15 protein-coding genes are annotated in these 15,999 nt (G+C 72.5%); 9 read left to right on the forward strand and 6 right to left on the reverse strand.

Annotation, left to right across the window (positions count from 1 at the left end):
• Positions 1 to 67 precede the first annotated feature (67 nt).
• Positions 68 to 1,570, reverse strand: a complete 1,503-nt coding sequence (locus tag B9S64_RS08540; RefSeq protein ID WP_103491687.1) for an MFS transporter — start codon at positions 1,568 to 1,570, stop codon at positions 68 to 70.
• 274 nt (positions 1,571 to 1,844) lie between these two features.
• Between B9S64_RS08540 and B9S64_RS08545 the strand changes: the two genes are divergently transcribed.
• On the forward strand, positions 1,845 to 3,407 hold the full coding sequence (locus B9S64_RS08545; protein WP_103491688.1) for an MFS transporter: 1,563 nt from the start codon (positions 1,845 to 1,847) through the stop codon (positions 3,405 to 3,407).
• Here B9S64_RS08545 and pepE read toward each other — a convergent pair.
• Complete coding sequence (gene pepE / locus B9S64_RS08550; RefSeq protein ID WP_028439938.1) at positions 3,343 to 4,071, reverse strand: dipeptidase PepE; 729 nt, start codon at positions 4,069 to 4,071, stop codon at positions 3,343 to 3,345. The two genes, B9S64_RS08545 and pepE, sit on opposite strands and share 65 nt — an antisense overlap.
• Before the next feature lie 41 nt (positions 4,072 to 4,112).
• Positions 4,113 to 4,949: an IclR family transcriptional regulator gene (locus B9S64_RS08555; RefSeq protein WP_028439937.1), complete on the reverse strand. Its 837-nt coding sequence runs from the start codon at positions 4,947 to 4,949 to the stop codon at positions 4,113 to 4,115.
• A 149-nt stretch (positions 4,950 to 5,098) separates the two neighbouring features.
• On the opposite strand from B9S64_RS08555, the gene B9S64_RS08560 reads away from it, so the two are divergent.
• The 7 genes from B9S64_RS08560 to B9S64_RS08590 all read left to right on the forward strand — a co-directional run bounded on the left by B9S64_RS08560 (position 5,099) and on the right by B9S64_RS08590 (position 11,905).
• The gene (locus tag B9S64_RS08560; RefSeq protein ID WP_028439936.1) at positions 5,099 to 6,052 is read left to right on the forward strand and encodes a DUF1177 domain-containing protein; all 954 of its coding nucleotides are present in this window, start codon (positions 5,099 to 5,101) and stop codon (positions 6,050 to 6,052) included.
• Positions 6,052 to 7,446, forward strand: a complete 1,395-nt coding sequence (locus B9S64_RS08565) for a cytosine permease (protein WP_103491689.1) — start codon at positions 6,052 to 6,054, stop codon at positions 7,444 to 7,446. Before B9S64_RS08560 ends, B9S64_RS08565 begins: the two co-directional genes overlap by 1 nt.
• Entirely contained in the window at positions 7,443 to 8,750 is a 1,308-nt protein-coding gene (locus tag B9S64_RS08570) for a M20/M25/M40 family metallo-hydrolase (RefSeq protein WP_103491690.1), read from the forward strand. The genes B9S64_RS08565 and B9S64_RS08570 overlap by 4 nt, the downstream gene beginning before the upstream one ends.
• Before the next feature lie 192 nt (positions 8,751 to 8,942).
• Positions 8,943 to 9,530, forward strand: coding sequence for a class I SAM-dependent methyltransferase (locus B9S64_RS08575; protein ID WP_374936076.1), 588 nt, complete (start codon positions 8,943 to 8,945; stop codon positions 9,528 to 9,530).
• A 22-nt stretch (positions 9,531 to 9,552) separates the two neighbouring features.
• Positions 9,553 to 10,503: an N-acetylmuramoyl-L-alanine amidase gene (locus tag B9S64_RS08580; protein WP_103491692.1), complete on the forward strand. Its 951-nt coding sequence runs from the start codon at positions 9,553 to 9,555 to the stop codon at positions 10,501 to 10,503.
• 186 nt (positions 10,504 to 10,689) lie between these two features.
• Positions 10,690 to 11,502, forward strand: a complete 813-nt coding sequence (locus tag B9S64_RS08585) for a hypothetical protein (protein WP_103491693.1) — start codon at positions 10,690 to 10,692, stop codon at positions 11,500 to 11,502.
• Positions 11,503 to 11,614: 112 nt separating this feature from the next.
• Positions 11,615 to 11,905 (forward strand): hypothetical protein, encoded by a 291-nt coding sequence (locus B9S64_RS08590; RefSeq protein WP_103491694.1) that lies wholly within the window; start codon positions 11,615 to 11,617, stop codon positions 11,903 to 11,905.
• A 12-nt stretch (positions 11,906 to 11,917) separates the two neighbouring features.
• Here B9S64_RS08590 and B9S64_RS08595 read toward each other — a convergent pair whose 3' ends face one another.
• The 3 genes from B9S64_RS08595 to B9S64_RS08605 all read right to left on the reverse strand — a co-directional run bounded on the left by B9S64_RS08595 (position 11,918) and on the right by B9S64_RS08605 (position 15,109).
• A complete protein-coding gene (locus tag B9S64_RS08595; RefSeq protein WP_103491695.1) occupies positions 11,918 to 12,991 on the reverse strand; it encodes a prenyltransferase in 1,074 nt (357 codons plus the stop codon).
• On the reverse strand, positions 12,988 to 13,728 hold the full coding sequence (locus B9S64_RS08600) for a class I SAM-dependent methyltransferase (RefSeq protein WP_037876814.1): 741 nt from the start codon (positions 13,726 to 13,728) through the stop codon (positions 12,988 to 12,990). The genes B9S64_RS08595 and B9S64_RS08600 overlap by 4 nt, the downstream gene beginning before the upstream one ends.
• Positions 13,729 to 13,795: 67 nt before the next feature.
• Positions 13,796 to 15,109 (reverse strand): glycosyltransferase family 4 protein, encoded by a 1,314-nt coding sequence (locus tag B9S64_RS08605; protein ID WP_103491696.1) that lies wholly within the window; start codon positions 15,107 to 15,109, stop codon positions 13,796 to 13,798.
• Positions 15,110 to 15,368: 259 nt separating this feature from the next.
• Between B9S64_RS08605 and B9S64_RS08610 the strand changes: the two genes are divergently transcribed.
• Positions 15,369 to 15,989, forward strand: coding sequence for a TetR family transcriptional regulator (locus tag B9S64_RS08610; RefSeq protein ID WP_181012320.1), 621 nt, complete (start codon positions 15,369 to 15,371; stop codon positions 15,987 to 15,989).
• Positions 15,990 to 15,999 lie beyond the last annotated feature (10 nt).

A 15,999-nucleotide genomic window follows, 5' to 3' on the forward strand; every position in this document is an offset into this window, starting at 1 on the left:
GACCGGCCCCGGTGGCCCGCCCGCCGGAAGGGGCCGCCCCGCGCAACCCCCCGCGGCGGTCCCGCCGTCAGGCGGACGGGTCCAGCGACCGCTCCGGGGCCGTCTCCGTACGCTTCTCCGCGCTGCGTTCCACGCGCCCCGCGGGACGTCCCGACGTGCGCCCCGGCAGCCACAGCAGCATCAGGACCGCCCCGGCCAGCAGCACCACCGTGGCCGTACGGAAGGCCAGGGCGTAGCCGGCGGTCATCTCCGCCGCGCCCGTGGCTCCCGCGGTCCGGGCGGCGGCGACCGTGGACAGCACCGCGAGTCCCAGGGCGCCGCCCATCGTGCGGGAGGTGTTGACCAGGCCGGAGACGAGCCCGGCGTCACCGGGTGCCGCGCCGGAGGTGGCCAGCGTGGCCAGCGGGGTGGAGGCCAGCCCGGAACCGGCCATCATCAGGATGCCGGGCAGACAGATGGCGGTGAGGTACGCGCCGTGGGACCCCATCGTGGACTGCCAGCCGAATCCGGCGGCGGCGACCAGCACCCCGGCCACCGCGAGGGGCTTGGTGCCGACGCGCGCCATCAGCCGGGGCGCGGCCTTCGAGCCGAGGACGACGGCGACCGAGGTCGGCATCAGGGCGAGACCGGCCTCCAGCGGCGTGTAGCCCAGGACGTTCTGGGCGTAGACGGTCATGAAGTACCACATGCAGAAGGTCGCCGAACCCAGCAGCAGCATGGACACGTTGGCGGCGGCGACCGCCCGCACCCCGAGCACCCGCAGGGGCATCAGCGGGGCGGCGGTCCGGGCCTCCACCAGGACGAACAGGCCCAGCAGGGCCAGGCCGCCGAGCAGCGGAACCAGGGTGTCCGGGGACGTCCAGCCCGCCGCCTCGGTCTGCACGATGCCGTACGCCACCGTGGCCAGGCCCGCCGTGACGAGCACCGCGCCCGCCAGATCGACGCGGCGCCGGTCGCCCGCCCGGCCCTCGGCCAGCCACAGCGCGGCGCCGACCAGGACCAGCACGCCGACGGGCACGTTGATGAGCAGGACCCAGCGCCAGGACAGGACGTCGGTGAGGACCCCGCCGACCAGCCCGCCGGCCGCGCCGCCGCCCGCGCCGACCGCCATCCAGGTGCCTATCGCCTTGGTACGCGCGGGGCCTTCGGGGACGGCGGCGGTCAGGAGGGTGAGCGTCGCCGGGGAGAGGACCGCGGCTCCCAGCCCCTGGCCGGCGCGGGCGGCGAGGAGCTGCCAGCCCTCCTGGGCGAGGCCGCCCGCCAGGGACGCGGCGGTGAACAGACCGAGCCCGATCAGGAACATCTTCTTGCGGCCGTAGATGTCGGCGGTGCGCCCGCCCAGCAGCATGAACCCGGCGAACGCGATCGAGTAGGTGTTCAGGACCCATTGGAGCCCTGACGCGCTCAGACCCAGGTCGGCGCGCATGGAGGGCAGCGCCACGTTGACGACGGACACATCGAGGAGCACGAGGAACTGCCCGGTGCAGGCGGCCACGACCACGGCCCAGGTGCGGGTCCTGGAGCGGGCGGGCAGCAGCGGGGGCGGGGAGACATCAGCCATGACTGTCATACTCTCAGGCGCCCTGCACCCCGTACATCCGCTGGTGGCCCGCCCCGGGCTCCGCCCAACGGCGTAGGACCTCTCACCGCCCGTTGTGTGAACCGGCGCGTGTTTCGCTCCCGTTCATCGGAAAATCCCGGGAATTCAGCGGAATACCGCGTCCGTACGGAAGGTTTCAGTGTGCACTTAGTTGGTGGCCTGGTGCCGCCCGCCCGGGGTGTGCCGCCGCATGCCCCGGCACCGTCCTGTCCTGCCCCTTCTTCCTCACCCGGAGGCCGTACGTATGCAACGGACGACGCACGAACAGCGAACCGGGGAGCTCCCGGACCCGGGAAAGGGCCGAAGCTCCGGTGTCGTCCCCGTCCTCGCGTTCGCGGGCATCACCGTCGCGGTGATGCAGACCCTGCTCGTCCCCGTCATCAAGGACCTGCCCGCCCTGCTCGGCACCGATCCGGCCAATGCGACCTGGGTGATGACCGCCACCCTGCTCGCCGGAGCCGTCGCCACCCCGATCATGGGCCGGCTCGGTGACCTCTACGGAAAGCGGCGGATGCTGCTCTCCAGCCTCGCCGTCATGGTGGTCGGCTCGCTGATCTGCGCCTCGACGGACGATCTCGTCGTCATGATCACCGGCCGGGCGCTCCAGGGCTTCGCCATGGGCGCGATACCCCTGGGCATCGGCATCATGCGTGACGTGCTGCCGCGCGAGAAGCTCGGTTCGGCGATGGCCCTGATGAGTTCCTCGATCGGTGTGGGCGGCGGGCTGGCCCTGCCGGCCGCCGCCCTGGTGGCGCAGCACGCCGACTGGCACGCGCTGTTCCTCGCCTCGGCCGGGCTCGGTGTCCTGGCCATGACCCTCACCGTCCTGGTCGTCCCGGAGTCCGCCCTGCGCGCTCCGGGCCGCTTCGACCTTCCCGGGGCGCTGGGGCTCTCGCTGGGCCTGGTCTGCCTGCTGCTGCCGGTGACCAAGGGGAGCGACTGGGGCTGGACGTCCCCGCTCACGCTCGGACTGATCGCCGCGTCCCTGGTGATCCTGGTCCTGTGGGGCCTGTTCGAGCTGCGCAGCCCGGCGCCGCTGGTGGATCTGCGCACCAGCGCCCGCCGCGAGGTGCTGCTGACCAACCTGGTGTCGATCATGGTCGGGGTGGCCTTCTACGCGGTGTCGCTGGTGCTGCCGCAGTTGCTCCAGCTGCCGTCCTCGACCGGGTACGGGCTCGGGCAGTCGATGGTGGTGGCCGGGCTGTGCGTGGCGCCGCTGGGCCTGACGATGATGTTCGTGGCCCCGCTGTACGCCCGTCTGTCCGCCCGCCGCGGTCCCAAGACCACCCTGATCCTGGGCATGCTGGTGATAGCCCTCGGCTACGGGGCGGGCCTCGGCCTGATGAGCGCCCCCTGGCAGACCGTGGTGATCGCCGTGGTGCTCGGGGCGGGGATCGGGCTCGCCTACTCCTCGCTGCCCGCCCTGATCATCGGCGCCGTGGACGCGTCCGAGACGGGTGCGGCCAACGGCCTCAACACCCTCATGCGTTCGATCGGCACCTCGCTGTCGAGCGCGGTCATCGGCATGGTGCTGGCGAACACCTCGGTCCGCGCGGGCGGGGTGGACATCCCCTCCATGGAGGGGTTCCGCACCTCGTTCGTGATCGCGACGGGGGCGGTGCTGGCCGGCCTGGTCCTGGCGTCGTTCCTGCCGTCGCCGCGTCCGGAGCGCCCGGTCCTGATGGCGAGCAGCGCGGGCGACGCCCGCGCCGCCTCGCCGTCCGTGGCGGAGTCGGCCGCCGTCAGCGCGCCGGGGCGTCGAACCGCGGCTCCGTCGTCAGCAGACGGGACACGTCCGTCCCCGTAGCCAGCTCCTGGGGCGGGGTGCCACGGGTGAACAGCCGTGCGGGGCGGGCGCCTTCGACATGGGCGACGCCGTCCCGCACCCGGAGCCAGGAGCCCTCGCGCAGTCCCAGCACGGGGACGTCGTTCTCCTCCAGGAACTCGGTGAGCCGCTCCTCGCGGGTCTCGCCCTTGTGGGTGCTGTCCGGGTCCGGGTCGAGGTAGTGCGGGTTGATCTGGAAGGGCACCAGACCCAGCGTCTCGAAGGACGGCGGCTGCACGATGGGCATGTCGTTGGTGGTACGGAGCGTCGGCGCGGCCATGTTGGTCCCGGCGCTGGCCCCCATGTAGGGGAGCCCGCCGCGTACGGCGTCGCGTACGGCGTCGCGCAGCCCGGTGCGGCAGAGGGCGGAGAGCAGCCGGAAGGAGTTCCCGCCGCCGATGAACACCGCGTCGCTCGCGGCGAGTTGGGCGACGGGGTCGGCGTGCTCGTGGATCCCGCGCACGGTGATGCCGGACGGTTCCAGCGCGTCGCGGACCCGGGCGGTGTAGGTGTCGTGGTCCGCGAGGGCGTACGGGACGAAGGCGAGGCGCGCGTTCTCCGGCAGGAACGAGGTGACGGTGTCGAGCGCGTGTTCCAGGTAACCGCGGCCGTACTGGGTGGAGTTGGAGAGCAGCAGCAGATTCAACGGGATTCCTCGGGTCGAACGGGTGGGGCGGGTCGGGCGGTTCAGGTGGCCGTGGTGGTGCGGGGCCGGCCCGCGCGGCCCTTGGGCCGCTGGGGCGGGCGGGTGAGCCGCTGTTCCAGCAGGTGCGCGGCGTGGCGCAGGGCGTCGAGCCGGTCCTCGGGCGCCCCCCGGAACCGGTCCTCGCCCCCGCCCAGGCTGAGGCTGCCGTACGGCTCGCGCCCCAGGAACACCGGTACGGCGACGGTCGCGATGCCGGTGTCGTACTCGCCGACCGTCCAGGCGTACCCCTGGGCGCGGACCTTCAGGAACTCCCGCTCCAGCAGGTCGGGGTCGGTGACGGTCCGCTCGGTGAAGCGGGCCATGGGGCGGCCCCGGAAGAGCCGGTGGCGCTGGTCGTCGGGCAGATAGGCGTAGTACGACTTGCTGGTGGCCCCGGCGTGCGCCGGGTAGAGCTCACCGACCAGCGGGTAGTAGCGCAGCGGCCCGGTCTCGCCCTCCTCGGCGGCCACGCACCGCATGTGGAAGCTGTCCGGGAGGCAGAACAGGACGGTGTCGCCGGTGGTGCGGCGCAGCTCCTCCAGGACCGGGGCGGCCAGCAGCTCCAGGGACCCGGAGCGTTCCCAGAGGCGGCCGAGGCGCAGCACGGCGGGGCCGATGCGGTAGCGGCGGGTGACGGGGTCGGAGACCAGGAAGCCCCGGCCCGCGAGGGTGGCCAGCAGGCGCTGGGCGACCGAGGTGTCCCAGCCGAACTCCTCGGCGACCTCGGTGACGCCCCAGTCGGGCCGGGTGCGCTCGAAGGCGAGCAGCACCAGCAGGGCCCGGTCGACGGTTTGCAGGGCTCCGGCGGGGGTGCGCCGGTCGAGATCGAAGTCGGCCATCGCCATCTCACCATTCAGACCTGAATTGCAAATAACGGGAAACTGTTGCGCTCCACGGTAGCGGATCCCGAATGTGGCTCCAGCACCCCGCCCGGCGCCTCCCCCGCCGGAGCGCCGGGCGGGTGTCCCGCTCTGGAGAAAGGCCCCCCATGCTGAAGTACGTACTGGACATCGTCGAGCTGCTGGACGATCCGCAGGCCTGCGGTAAGGCGGTCGTCGGGTACCTCGACTCCGTCGCGGGGGCCGAGGGCTCGTCCGCCCAGGTCACGACCGTCACCGGCGAGCGGGGGTCGACGGACTTCGTACTCGTCCGTATCCCGGGCTCCCGGGGACGCGCCTCCGGCGGCGACGCCCGCACCCTCGGTGTCGTCGGCCGGCTCGGCGGCGTCGGCGCCCGCCCCGAGGTGACCGGACTGGTGTCCGACGCCGACGGCGCCGCCGCGGCCGTCGCCACGGCCGCCAAGCTGCTGGACATGCGCCGCCGGGGCGACGTCCTGCCCGGCGACGTGGTCGTCGCCACCCACATCTGCCCGAACGCGCCCACCGAGCCGCACGACCCGGTGCCCTTCATGGGCTCGCCCGTGGACATCGCCACGATGAACCGGCACGAGGTCACCGAGGAGATGGAGGCCGTGCTCTCCATCGACACCACCAAGGGCAACCGGATCATCAACCACAAGGGCCTGGCCCTGTCGCCCACCGTCAAGGAGGGCTGGGTGCTCCGGGTCTCCGAGCAGCTCGGCGAGCTGCTCGCCGTGGTGACGGGTGAGCCGTTGGTCACGTACCCCGTGACCACCCAGGACATCACCCCGTACGGTAATGGTGCACACCACATCAATTCGATTCTCCAGCCGTCCACCGCGACCGCCGCTCCGGTCGTCGGTCTCGCGGTCACCTCGGCCGCCGCGGTACCCGGCTGCCAGACGGGCGCGAGCCACGAGGGCGACATCGCGTCCGCCGCCCGGTACGCCGTGGAGGTCGCCAAGGCCTACGGCGCCGGAACCCTGGACTTCCACGACGCGGTGGAGTTCGACAACCTCGTCAACCGCTACGGGTCCCTGGCTCACCTCCAGACCTTCGGCCGCACACCCCAGGAGTCCTGATGGCATCCGCCCCCCGGGCCGACGCCACGGCCACCGAGGCCAAGAGCATCGGCAGCGACGACTACTCGCTCTCCCGTGTCCCGCGCGACAAGCGCTTCGGCTTCTGGTCGATGCTGCTCCAGTGGCTCGCCCAGTCCGGTTCGATCTCGCAGTTCACGCTGGGCGCCACCATCGGTGTCGGCATGACCTTCGGGAACGCCTTCCTCGCCTTCACGCTCGGCGCGGTCATCCTGGAGATCGTGATCTTCGCCATCGGCCTGGCCGGGATGCGCGAGGGCCTCGCCACCCCGATGCTGACCCGCTGGGTGGGCTTCGGCCGCAACGGCTCGGCGCTGGTCAGCTTCGTGATCGCGGTCAGTCTGGTCGGCTGGTTCGGCGTCCAGAACACGATCTTCGGCAACAGCGTCTCGGCCCTGATCGGCGGCCCGTCCTGGATGTGGTGTGTGATCGCGGGCATCGCCATCACCGCCCTGGTGATCTTCGGCTTCCGCTACATGGCCCTGTTCGCGAAGATTGTCACCCCGCTCTTCTTCGGCATGGTCGCCTGGTCCGTCATCTCGACGCTCAAGGACCACTCGATCAGTGACCTGATCAGCTCACCGCCGCCCGGCCAGACGATCCCCCTGGCGGTCGCCGCCACCGCCATCGCGGGCGGCTACATGACCGGCGCCATCGTGTCGCCGGAGATGACCCGCTACAACAGGAAGGGCTCGCACGTCTTCGTGCAGAGCGCGTCCTCGATGATCCTCTCCGAGTACATCGTCGGCATGACCGGTGTGGTGCTCGGCCACCTGGTGAAGTCCAGCGACGTCTCACACATCGTGCTCTCCACCTCGGGCGCCTTCGGTGTCCTGGTGGTCCTGATGTCCACCGCCAAGATCAACGACTGGAACCTGTACGGCTCCTCCCTCGGCGTCGTCAACTTCTTCCAGGTCGTCTTCGGCCGCCGGCTGCACCGCGGTGTGGTCACCGTGGCCCTCGGCGTCGCCGGGACCCTGCTCTCCGCGGTCGGCATCATGACCCACTTCACGGAGTTCCTCTCCCTGCTGGGCGTGATGATCCCGCCGATCGGCGGCATCATCGTCGCGGAGTACTGGGTCGTGAAGCGGATGCGCAAGCCGCTGGACGAGACCCGCGAGGCCCAGACCCTTCCGGCGACGTCCCCGACCTGGGTGCCGATGTCCCTGGTCATCTGGCTGGTGGCGTTCTGCGTCGGCAAGTTCTACGACGGCGGCATCCCGGCCCTCAACTCGCTGGTCGTCGCCTTCCTGCTGTACTGCGTCCTCGGCCTGCTGGGCTGGATCAAGCCGTACGGCACCTCCACCCTGGACGACGACGAGGCGCACGCCCCCGCCCCCGCCACCCACGCCACCACCCCGGCAGGAGCAGCATGAGCACCACCCCCGCCTCCGCGCAGGCACAGGACGAGGTCGTCGGCCTCTGCGCCGAGCTGATCCGCTTCGACACCTCCAACCCGACCAGCGACGAACGCGCCGCCGCCGACTGGGTGGTCGCCCGCCTCTCCGAGGCCGGCATCGACTCCGAACTGGTCGAGTCCGCCCCCGGCCGGGCCAGCGTCATCGCACGCCTCGCCGGGGCCGACCCGGACCGCGGTGCCCTGCTGGTCCACGGCCACCTCGACGTGGTCCCCGCCGACGCCGCCGACTGGCAGGTGCCGCCGTTCTCCGGCGAGATCCGCGGCGGCTACCTCTGGGGGCGCGGCGCGATCGACATGAAGGACACGGTGGCGGTCATGCTGGCCACCGCCCGGCACTTCGCCCGTACCGGCACGCGGCCCGCCCGCGACGTGGTCCTCGCCTTCCTCGCGGACGAGGAGGCGGGCGGGAAGTTCGGCGCGCACTGGCTGGTCGAGCACCGGCCCGAGCTGTTCGCGGGCGTCACCGAGGCGATCGGGGAGGGCGGCGGCTTCTCCTTCGCGATCGACGACACCCGCCGCCTCTACCCGATCGAGAACGCCCAGCGCGGCATGGCCTGGATGGAGCTGACCGCCACCGGGCGGGCCGGCCACGGCTCCTCCCCCAACGACGAGAACGCCGTCACCGACCTCGCCGAGTCCCTCACCCGCATCGGCCGCGAGACCTTCCCGATCCGGCTGATCGAACCGGTCCGCGCCCTGCTCGAAGAGGCCGCCCGGCTGTACGGGGTGGAGTTCGACGAGGACGACATCGAGGGCACCCTGGAACGGCTCGGCCCGGTCTCCGACTTCATGCAGGTGGTGCTGCGCAACTCCGCCAACCCCACCATGTTCGACGCCGGTTACCAGACCAACGTCATCCCCGGGAAGGCCACCGCCCGGGTGGACGGCCGCTTCCTGCCGGGCCACGAGCAGGAGTTGACCGACACGATCGACCGGCTGCTGCTCCCCTCCGTCACCCGCGAGTGGGTCAACCACGACATCGCGATGGAGACGACGTTCGACGGCCCGCTGGTGGAGGCGATGTGCGAGGCGGTCCGCGCCGAGGACCCGGACGGCCACCCCGTGCCGTACTGCAACCCCGGTGGCACCGACGCCAAGGCCTTCACCCACCTGGGCATCCGCTGCTTCGGCTTCAAGGGGCTGAAGCTTCCGCACGACCTGGACTACGGCCGGCTGTTCCACGGCGTGGACGAGCGCGTCCCGCTGGAGGGCCTGCGCTTCGGCGTCCGCGTCATGACCCGACTCTGGCAGAGCTGCTGACCTGATCCGGCAGCTCCGCCAGGGGCCCGCCCCGACCCGGGCTCACCCCACCCGTACGCCCCCGCCGACGCCTTCGGCGGGGGCGTACGGCACGATGGGACGCCTTCGTCCCCCGCCCCCACCAGGAGGAACCCCGTGGCAGCCGAGCCCCAGCCGGAGATTCTCGCCGCGTTCCAGGCGGCCAAGGGCTTCATGCCGCCGGGTGAGGGCCTCGCCCTGTACGCCGCCGCCACCGAGGCCGCCGCGCTCGGCCTGCCCCTGCTGGAGGTGGGCACCTACTGCGGGCGGTCCACGATCCTGCTCGCCGACGCGGCCCGCGCGGCCGGGGTGAGCGCGCTCACCGTGGACCACCACCGGGGCAGCGAGGAGCAGCAGCCGGGGTGGGAGTACCACGACCCGTCCCTGGTGGACCCGGAGGTGGGCCTGACGGACACCCTGCCCACTTTCCGCCGGACCCTTCGCCGGGCGGGCCTGGAGCAGCACGTGGTGGCGCTCGTGGGCCGGTCCCCGCAGGTGGCGGCCGTCTGGGGCGGGCGGCTCGGCTTCGTCTTCATCGACGGCGGGCACACCGACGAGCACGCGACGGCCGACTACGAGGGCTGGGCGCCCAAGCTCGCCGAGGGCGGTCTGCTGGCGGTCCACGACGTCTTCCCCGACCCGGCGGACGGCGGCCAGGCCCCGTACCGGATCTACCGACGGGCCCTGGAATCGGGGGCGTTCACGGAGATCTCGGCCACGGACTCGCTGCGCGTGCTGCGGCGTACGGGGGCCGGGATCTGAGGGACGCGGATAGCATCGCGGCGTGCGTGACGACGACAGCCCTCCCCCCACCTCCCCGGCGCCCGCGCGCCGCCGTCCCGTGGCCGGTGCCGCGGTGCTGGCCGCGGTGTGCCTGACCGCCGCGGGCTGCGGCTCCGGCGGCGCCCTTCCGCAGGCCGGTCCGCCCGCCTCCGACAGCACGTCCTCGGCGCCGCCCGAGCCCTCCGCGTCCACGTCCGCGTCCCGGTCGCCGTCCGGCCCGGCGAGCCCGTCCACGGCCCCCCTGCCCTCGGCCACCTCCGCGAAGGCGCTGCCGAAGGGGCCGCTCACCGGCCGGACCGTGGTGATCGACCCCGGGCACAATCCGGGCAACCGCGAGCACACCCGGGAGATCAACGCCCAGGTGGACATCGGCACCGGGCGCAAGGAGTGCGACACCACGGGCACCGCCACCGACTCCGGTTACGCGGAGGCCCGCTTCACCCTCGACGTGTCCCGCAGGCTGCGGACGCTGCTGGAGGCCGAGGGGGCGAAGGTGGTCCTCACCCAGGACGACGACCGCCCGTTCGGCCCGTGCGTGGACGAGCGGGCCCGGATCGGCAACGAGGCGCGCGCCGACGCCGTCGTGTCGGTCCACGCGGACGGTTCGGCGGCCGGCAACCGCGGCTTCCACGTGATCCTGCCCGCGGCGGTGAGCGGGGGCGGCGCGGACACCTCGAAGATCGTGGTGCCCTCGCGCGACCTCGGGGAACGGATCGCGGGAAAATTCGTCCGGGCCACCGGAAGCGCGCCTTCCAATTACATCGGCGGCGGTACGGGACTGGACACCCGGAACGATCTCGGCGGACTGAATCTCTCGACCGTGCCCAAAGTCTTCATCGAATGCGGCAATATGCGTGATCCGAAGGACGCCGCCCTGCTCACGAGCGAGGACTGGCGTCAACGGGCGGCCGCCGGCATCGCCGAGGGCATCGGGAGCTTCCTCGCGAGGTAGTTCTGCGGTGATGGTGGCGACTTCGGGGGGATGAGGCGTCCGTGGTCCGGGCAGGGATACAACCCGCCCAGGCAGACGATAGATTCATCCGTACGATGGGGAGCCGCCCCCGAGCTTCGCGCCGTGCCCGCCGTACCGGCGGTGTCGACGACCGCCCCGACGAGACGACCGACTAAGGACCTTCACGTGAATATCCGCTCCCTCACTCGAGGCGACGGCGTGGTGATCGGAGCAGCGGTCGTGCTGTTCATCGCCTCTTTCCTCAACCTCTTCGGTGTCGACTGCCCCCGGGGCATCGACTGCTCCGGCTACCGCTCCAACGCCTGGGACTCGCTCTCCCTCCTGATGAGCATCTACCTGGCCGGCATCATCGGCGCGGCGCTGCTCATCACGAGCCGCGCCATGCCGGGCCGCAAGGTGGCGGGGCTCGACCTCGCCCAGTTCGGCGCCGCGTTCACCGTGTTCGCGCTCTGGACCATGTTCTGGACGATCATCGACGCCAGCAACGCCGGTGCCGGTCTGATCCTCGGCCTCCTGGCGACGATCGCGCTGGCGGGCGGCGCGCTGGCCACTCCGCTGGTCCCGGCGCTCAAGGCCCCGCTGATGGGCGCCCCGCGTCCGGCGCAGCCCGGACACCCGGGCCAGCCGCAGTTCGGCCAGCTCTCCCAGGGGTACGGCTACCCCGGCGCCCAGCAGCCCTACGGCGCCCAGCCGGGCCAGCCCCAGCCGTACGGCGCCCAGCCCGGTACGCCGGACGCCGCCCAGCAGGCCCCGCAGACCGGCGGCGGCGCGCCCTCCGGTGACTTCACGCCGTTCTGGTTCGCGGTGCCGGTGGCCCGTCCGCTGTACGGCGAGGACGGCGCCGCGACGCCGATCGCCGAACTCGCCCCCGGTACCTGGTACCTGGCGGTGGAGCAGCGCGGCTCCGGGCTCATCGCCCAGACCCAGGACGGCCGTCGTGGGGTCCTCCAGGACACCTCGGGCATCCAGCGCGGCTGACCCTTCCGTACGCCACCGTGGCCCCCGCCCCTTCCCGGGCGGGGGCCACGGCCGTGTCAAGGGGCCTTCCCCGGCGGGGTTTCACTCCGCGTGGAGCGGCAACCCGCATTCCATGTCCTACAGATCAGGCACAGGAAGCAGTACCGCCGCCCGCGTCATCGCCGTCGTGGCGGACGTCATGGCGTTCATCCTCGTCGCGTGGATCCTGATATACCTGCTCGACGCCAACCGGGGCAACGAACTGGTGCGTGTGGTCCACGAGTCGGCCAACTGGCTGGCGGGCTGGTCGTACGACCTGTTCACCTTCGACGAGGCGTGGGCGCGGGTCGTGGCCGGATACGGTCTGGCCGCCGTCGTCTACCTCTTCATCGGTCACGCCCTGGCGGGCCGGATCCGCCGCTGAGCGGGCGGACGGTCAGCGGCAGCAGTCGGGTTCGAGCCCGGTCGGCAGCCGCTCGCCGCCGAAGACCGCCGTGGTCGCCTCGTCACCGCCGAGCGCGGCCACCGCGAGCAGCAGTGAGCCCGCCGTCCAGGTGGTGAGTTCCGGCGGCCAGAAGGCCCGTTCGCCCTCGAAGACGTATCCGGTCCAGTACAGGCCGCCCTCGGCGCGCAGGTGCCGGAGGGACTGGAGGATCTCCAGGGCCCGGTCGGACTCTCCGGTCACCCAGAGCGCCAGGGCGAGTTCACTGCTCTCGCCGCCGGTCACCCAGGGGTTGGGCAGCACACAGCGCACCCCGAGGCCGGGCACCACGAAGCGGTCCCAGCCCTCCTGGATCCGCGCCGTGGCGGCGGGTCCGGTGACCGCGCCGGCCAGGACCGGGTAGTACCAGTCCATCGAGTAGCGGCTCTTGTCCAGGAAGCGTTCCGGGTGGCTGCGGACGGCGTGCCCGAGCGCGCCGGCCGCCAGCTCCCAGTCGGGCTGCGGCTCCTCACGCTGCTCGGCCAGGGCCAGGGCGCAGCGCAGGGCCTGGTAGACGGAGGAGCAGCCGGTCAGCAGGGCGTCGGTGACCGGGGTGCCGTCGGCCTCCCGCTTCCACCCGATCTGGCCGCCGGGCTGCTGGAGCCGGAGCACGAACTCGACGGCGGCGTAGACCGTGGGCCACATCCGGTCGGCGAACGCGTCGTCACCGGTGGCCAGGTAGTGGTGCCAGACGCCCACGGCCGCGTAGGCGCAGAAGTTGGTCTCGCGCCCGAGGTCGGTGGGCCGCTCGGGGTCGCCGTCGTGGTAGGCGGCGTACCAGGAGCCGTCGCCGTTCTGGTGGCGGGCGAGCCAGTCGTAGGCGCGGGCGGCGGCCGCGTGCTCGCCGGCCGCGTCGAGGGCCATCGCGGCCTCGGTGTGGTCCCAGGGGTCGAGGTGATGGCCGCGGAACCACGGCAGGGCCCCGTCACGGCGCTGCACGGCCCGCAGCGCGGCGACGGTCTCGGCGGCCTGGTCGGCGGTGAGGACTCCGGGCAGGACGAGGTGCTCGGTCCGCTCGGGGGTGCTCACGCCTCGGCCTTCGGAAGGTGCGGCTTGGTCGCGTAGGCCACGAAGCTCTTGCCGACGACCGGGTTGAGGAGCTGTTCGGTGACCCGGGTGGCCAGGGGCTTCTTCATGATGTCCCAGACCAGCAGCTTGTGGTAGGCGCGGACCGGCAGCGCCGCGTCCTCGCCGTCACGGCCCACGCCGAACGCGCACTTGAGCCACCAGTAGGGGCTGTGCAGGGCGTGCGCGTGGTGGGTGCCGTAGGGTTTGAGCCCAGCCTCACGGATCTTTCCGAGCAGTTCGTCGGCCTTGTAGATCCTGATGTGCCCGCCCTCGACCTCGTGGTACGCGTCGGAGAGCGCCCAGCAGACCTTCTCGGGGCCGTAGCGGGGCACGGTGACCGCGATCCGGCCGCCGGGCCTGAGCACCCGGACCATCTCGGCGAGGACGCCCTTGTCGTCGGGGATGTGCTCCATCACCTCGGAGATGATCACGACGTCGAACGAGGCGTCGGGGAACGGCAGGTTGAGCGCGTCGCCCTGCATCGCGGTGGCGGTGGCGCCCGCGGGGGCCTCCCCCTCCTCCTTCATGGCGGCGAACCACTTCGCGACCTCGCGGATCTCCTCGCCGTTCTGGTCGAGGGCCACGACCTGGGCGCCGCGCCGGTAGCACTCGAAGGCGTGGCGTCCGGCGCCGCAGCCCAGGTCGAGCACCCGGTCGCCTGCGGCGAGCGGGAAGCGGGTGAAATCGACGGTCAGCACGGGGGCCTGCCTTCGAGGTCGGGGGCGGGGGTTGCGGAAGTCGCGGGATCCGGGGGAACCACGGGAGTCACCCGCGTGCCGCGCGGGCGGCGATCGCCTGACGGTACAGCTCCGCGGTGCCGGCGGCGGCCCTGGCCCAGGTGAAGTTGGCCAGGACCCGTGCCCGCCCGGCGGCGCCGAGGCGGGCGCGCAGCTCCGCGTCGCCGAGCAGTCTGCCGAGCGCCGTGGCCAGGGCGTCCGCGTCGCCGGGGGGCACGGCGAGGCAGGCCTCGCCGTCGGGTCCGGTGACCTCGGGGATCGCGCCGCCGGTGGTGGCCACCAGCGGTGTCCCGGTGGCCATGGCCTCGGCGGCGGGCAGCGAGAACCCTTCGTACAGCGAGGGCACGCAGGAGATCTGGGCGCCGCGGACCAGGTCGACCAGTTCGGCGTCGCTGATGCCCTTGACGAACTCGACGGCGTCCGTGAGCCCGTGCCGCTCGATCGCCTGGGCGACCGGGCCGTCCTCGGCCCGCTTCCCGACGACCACCAGATGGGCCCCGGGGTTCCCGGTGCGGACCTTGGCGAGCGCCTCGACCAGGTGGACCAGGCCCTTGAGCGGGACGTCGGCGCTGGAGGTGGTGACGATCCGGCCGGGCACCTCGGCGACCGAGGGGTCGGGCGACCAGAGGTCGGTGTCGGCCCCGATGTGCACGACCTGGACCCGTTCCGGGCGGACCCCGAGGTCGTCCACGATCTCCTGCCGGGAGGAGGCGGAGACGGTCAGCACGGACGGCAGCCGCCGGGCCACCCGCTTCTGCATGCGGGTGAAGGCGTACCAGCGGCGTACGGAGAGGCGGCGGACACGGGAGTCGGCGGCCTCCAGGTCGAGGCGGCGGTCCACGGTGACGGGGTGGTGGATGGTGGTGACGAGGGGGGCGCCGAGATCCCCCAACAGGCCGTAGCCGAGCGTCTGGTTGTCGTGGACGACGTCGAAGTCACCGCGCCTGCCCAGAAGATGGCGGCGGGCCCGCAGGCTGAAGGTGAGGGGCTCGGGAAAGCCGCCGGTCCACATGGTGGCGACCTCGGCGGCATCGATCCAGTCGCGGTACTCGCCGCGCCCGGGGGTGCGGAACGGATCGGGCTGGCGGTAGAGGTCGAGGCTGGGCAGCTCGGTGAGCGGGACGCCCTCGTCGAGGACGGGGTAGGGCTGGGCGCCGATCACCTCGACGCTGTGGCCGAGCCGGGCCAGCTCGCGGCCGAGGTGGCGTACGTAGACGCCCTGACCGCCGCAGTACGGGTTGCCCTTGTAGGTCAGCAGCGCGATGCGCAACGGCCGGTCACCCTCGGTGCCCGACGCGCCGCCGCCCGCGAGGGGGCCAGACTCCACGGCCTCAGCGGTCACACTCGGTCCCCTTCTCGCTGCGGTGTTCGCCGGAGCGTAACCGGTCGCGCTAATCTAGAACAAGTTTCAGACCCGTTCGTTCAGCAACCACCGAATCTACCGGCAGGTAGCGTCGGTGGGGCGGCCGGATCAGGTGATTCACGCCACGACGGGCCCACGGCCCGGCGGGGCCGCGCCCCTCCGGCCGGCCCGCCGGGACGAGGAACCGGTTCCCGTCCCGGCGGGCACGCGGTGCGAACGGAAGCCTTGGATGGGAGACATGGCAGCGGACCCCGGACCACCGGCGCCTGTCCTGACGCCACGCCAGGAAGCCCGCCGACGCCGCATCCTGCACGCCGGCGCCCAACTCGCCGGCCGGGGCGGCTTCGAGGCGGTGCAGATGCGCGAGGTCGCCGACGCGGCCGGGGTCGCCCTCGGCACGCTGTACCGCTACTTCCCCTCCAAGGTCCATCTGCTGGTCGCGCTGATGGAGGACCAGCTCCAGCGGCTCCACGCGGCGCTCCGCAGACGGCCCCCGTCCGCCGGGTGCGCGGACCGACGGGTGGCCGAGACCCTGATGCGGGCCTTCCGGGCACTCCAGCGCGAGCCGCACCTGGCGGACGCCATGGTGCGGGCGCTGACCTTCGCCGACCGGGGGGTCAGCCCCGAGGTGGACGCCGTCTCCCGGCTGACGACGGCGATCATCCTGGACGCGATGCGACTGGAGGAGCCCACCCGGGACCAGCTGGCAGTGGTCCGCGTCATCGAGCACACCTGGCTCTCGGCGCTGATCACGTGGCTGTCGGGCCGGGAGTCGATCGCCCAGGTGCGCCGGGACATCGAGACGGTGTGCCGGCTGATCGACCTGCCGGAGGCGGACCCGCCCGACGGGGCGGCCTGACGGGCCGCCG

It is taken from the genome of Streptomyces sp. SM18, assembly GCF_002910775.2.
Classification (GTDB): domain Bacteria; phylum Actinomycetota; class Actinomycetes; order Streptomycetales; family Streptomycetaceae; genus Streptomyces; species Streptomyces halstedii.